The 4,151-nt window shown below is 76.8% G+C and carries 1 protein-coding gene; it reads right to left on the bottom strand.

All coding sequences use genetic code 11. The features are described 5' to 3' along the window. On the bottom strand, nucleotides 1-4,151 hold a 4,151-nt coding region (locus ACWD3O_RS33935; protein ID WP_451418553.1), incomplete at both ends, for a type I polyketide synthase.

Genomic DNA, 4,151 nt, shown 5'->3' with positions numbered 1-4,151 from the left:
CGGCCCTCCGGCCGGTCCTGCCCGTAGGTCGCCAGCAGCGCCTGCGCCTCGATCGGGTCACCCAACCGCGTACCGGTCCCGTGCGCCTCGACCACGTCCACATCGGACGGCTCGAGCCGCGCGTTCGCCAAGGCCTGCCGGATCACCCGCTCCTGCGACGGACCGTTCGGCGCCGTCAACCCGTTGCTCGCACCGTCCTGATTGACCGCACTCCCCCGCAACACAGCCAGCACCCGGTGCCCGTTGCGCTCCGCGTCCGACAACCGCTCCAACAGGAGCAGACCCACGCCCTCGGCCCACCCGGTGCCGTCCGCGTCCGCCGAGAACGCCTTGCACCGGCCGTCGGCCGACAGACCCCGCTGCCGGCTGAACTCGACGAAGCCGGCGGGCGTCGCGAGCACGGCCACGCCACCGGCGAGGGCGAGCGAGCACTCGTCGTTGCGCAGGGCCTGGGCCGCGAGGTGCAGGGCGACGAGCGACGACGAGCACGCCGTGTCGACGCTGACGGCCGGGCCTTCCAGGCCGAAGGTGTACGAGATGCGGCCGGAGACGACGCTGGCCGAGGTGCCGGTGAGCAGGTAGCCCTCGGTGGCCTGCGGCGACGCCTCCAGCAGGGCCGCGTAGTCCTGGGAGCTGCTGCCGGCGAACACCCCGGTTCGGGATCCCCTGAGCGCCTCCGGGTCGATGCCGGCCCGCTCGAACGTCTCCCAGGCCGTCTCCAGCAGCAGCCGCTGCTGCGGGTCCATCGCCGTGGCCTCGCGCGGCGAGATGCCGAAGAAGTCGGCGTCGAAGTGGCCGGCGTCGTAGAGGAACCCGCCGTGCCGGGAGTAGGTCCTGCCGGGGGCGTCGGGGTCCGGGTCGTACAGCCGGGAAACGTCCCAGCCCCGGTCGTCGGGGAACTCGCCGATGGCGTCCCGCCCGGAGACGACCAGGTCCCACAGCGCCTCGGGCGAGGCGGCTCCTCCCGGGTAGCGGCACGCCATCCCGACGATCGCGATCGGCTCCTCCGCGGCCGCGGCCGCGGTACGGGTCGGCGCCTCGGCACCCGTGGCCCCGGCCGCGCCGGGCGCGCCGTCGGCCACCCGCTCACCCAGGTGGGTGGCTAGGGCGGTCGGCGTGGGGTGGTCGAAGACGAGGGTGGCGGGGAGGCTGAGACCGGTGGCGGCGCCGAGGTGGTTGCGCAGCTCGACGGCGGTCAGCGAGTCGAACCCGAGGTCCTTGAAGGGACGGTCGGCGGCGACGGCCTCCGGCGACGCGTGGCCGAGGACCGAGGCCGCGGCGGTCCGCACCACGTCGAGCAGGATGCGCGGCCGGTCGCCCTCGGGCGCGCCGGCGAGGCGCGCGGCCAGGGAGGACACGGCGCCGGTCCTGAGGGTGCGGGCGGCGGGGACCAGTCCGGTGAGGACCGCGGGGAGCGTGCCGCTGTCGGCCTGGCCGCGCAGGGCGGTCGGCGAGAGCCGCGCGGTGACGCTGCCGGGTCGCCCGGCGTCCAGCGCCGCATCGAGGAGGGTGATCGCCTGTTCGGCGGTGACCGGGACGACTCCGTCCCGTGCGGCGAACCCGTCGCCGTGCGCGGGGGTTCCCGGGCCGTCGGGCGTCCCGGGCTCAGGGCCCTCCCGGACCTCGTCGGCCCACAGACCCCAGGCCACGGAGACGGCGGGCAGGCACGTGGAGGCCCGCAGGCCGGCCAGCGCGTCGAGGTATCCGGCGGCGGCAGCGCGCAGACCGCGGCCGGCCGCCCCGAGCGTGCCGGCGAGGGACGAGAAGAGGACGAACGCCCGGGGGCGCGCCACGCGGGTGAGCTGGTGGAGGTTCCACACCGCGCGGGCCTCGTGAGCGAGTTGGCGCGCCGCGGCGACCGGGTCGAGGGTGGTGATCACGCCGTCGTCGGTCGCCGGGCCGAGGTGCAGGACCGCGGTGAGCCGCTGCTCGTCCGCGAGTTCGTGGATCAGCTCCGCGAGCGACGCGGTGTCGTACGGGTCGTGTGGTGTCACGGCGAACTCCAGGCCGGACAGGCCGCAGTGGGCCTCCCAGACGGCCGTGGACGGCGCATCGGCCGTGGGGAGCCCGTCGGCGGTGGGCGGGGCGGCCAGGAGGACGGCGGTGGCGCCGTAGCGGGCCGCGAGGTGGACGGCGACGGGTATGACGTGCGGGTCCGCGGAGCCGGTGACGAGCAGGGTGGCGCCGGCGGGGGCCGGGCCGTCCCCGGTCGTGGAGTCCGTCGCGGCCTGGACGGCGGGGGGTGCCGTGGCGGGGCGCGGCCTGCGAAGGAGGCGGGGCACCAGGATGTCGCCGTCCCGTACGGCGAACTGGGGCTCGCCGGCGGCCAGGGCGGCGGCCAGGGCGTCCGCTGTCGCCGTGGTCGTCGTGTCGATGTCGGCGAGGACCACGCGGCCGGGGTGTTCGAGCTGTGCGGAGCGGACGAGGCCGACGACGGCCGCCGCGCCGGGCGAGGCGGGCGGCTCCCCGTGCGGGGCGACCGCGCCCCGGGTGACGAGGACGAGTCGGGTCCCGGCGAGCCGCTCGTCGGCGAGCCACTCCTGGATCAGGGCCAGGACGTGGTGGACGGCCTCGGCTACGGCCTCGGGTTCGGAGCCGGCACCGCCTTCGGGGTGGTCGAGGGGGGCGAGGACGGTGGCGGGGACCGGGGCCCCCTCGTCGAGGGCGGCGCGCAGCCCACCGAGGTCCGGGTGCCATCCGGCCCCGTGGCCGTCACCGGTGGCGGCTGGTGTGCTCGCGTTGCGGCCGGCGCCCTCGGCCGGTGCCGGCGACGGGACGAGGAGCAGGTGCGCGTCCGTGCCGCCGATCACGGCGGTGGGCGCAGCCGTCCGGGCGGGCGGCGTGTCGACCGCGTCGCCGGGCAGGGTGGCCCATTCGAGACCGAAGAAGGCGTCTCGCAGGACGTCACCGCGGGCGGTGAGCCGCGAGAGGGAGAGCGGCGTCAGGGTCACCTCGTCGGCGCCTCCCAGGTCCCTGCCCTCGTCGTCGGTGAGGCGGAGGGCGACCGGGCCGTCGGCTCCGCGCACGGGGCTGATCTCGACGCGCAGGGTGCGGGACCGGGCCGCGTTCACCGACATCCCGGTCCACCTGGTGATCTGCGGCAGCCGGCCCGTGCCGGAGGTGCCGGTGGTGGCCGCGCGGGCGGCGATCAGCGGGTGCAGCACCGCGTCGAGGAGAGCGGGGTGCAGGACGTAGGCGCCGCCGCGGGGCTCGGCCTCCTCAGGGAGCACGGCTTCGGCGAGGAGCCGGTCGCCGTCCTCCCAGGCCGCGTGCAGTCCCTGGAAGGTCGCACCGTGGCCCAGGCCGTCGGTGGTGAGGCGTGTGCGCAGCGCCTCGATGTCCAGGGGAGTCGCGCCCGCCGGTGGCCAGGTGGTGGCGTGGACGCGGGGAGGTTCGGCCCGGGTGGGCGCGAGCGTGCCGGACGCGTACCGCGTCCACGGCGTCTCGGTGTCGTCGTCCGGCTGGTCGGCGCGGGCGTGCACGGCGACGGGGCGGCGTCCGAAGGCGTCGGGGCCGCCGACCGTGAGCTGGAGCTGCACGGCCCCTTCCGCCGGGAGCACCAGCGGTTCGTGGAGGGTGAGTTCCTGCACGGCCGCGGAGCCGGCCCGGTCGGCGGCGCGCAGGGCCAGCTCGGCGAAGACCGCGGCGGGCAGGACGGGGACGTCGGCGACGGTGTGGTCGGCGAGCCAGGGGTGCGTGCGCAGCGACAGGCGGCCGGTGAGCAGCAGGCCGTCTCCGTCGGCGAGTTCGACCGCGGCGCCGAGCAGCGGGTGGTCGGCGGCGGCGAGCCCGAGGGCGTGCGTGTCGCCGGCCGGGGCGGGGGCGTCGAGCCAGTAGCGGTCGCGCCGGAAGGGGTACGTCGGCAGCGTGAAGGGGACGGCCGCGGTGACCTCGCCGCGCTCCTGGTGCGGGGCGTCGCCGGTGGGGCCGTCGGTGCCGGCCGGCCGGGTCCAGTCGAGCGGGGCGCCGTGGGTCCAGGCGTGCGTGGCGGAGGTGTGGAAGCGGCGGAGGCCTCCTTCGTCGCGGCGCAGGGAGCCGACGGCCACACCGCCGGAGGTGATGTCGTCGAGGGTTTCCTGGATGCCCATGGTCAGCACCGGATGCGGACTGGACTCCACGAACGTCCGGTAACCGTCCGCCGCCAGCACCCG

Source organism: Streptomyces sp. NPDC002640, from assembly GCF_053592575.1.
The sequence above is the reverse complement of the archived record's forward strand: the minus strand, read 5'-3'. Positions and strand labels throughout refer to the sequence as shown.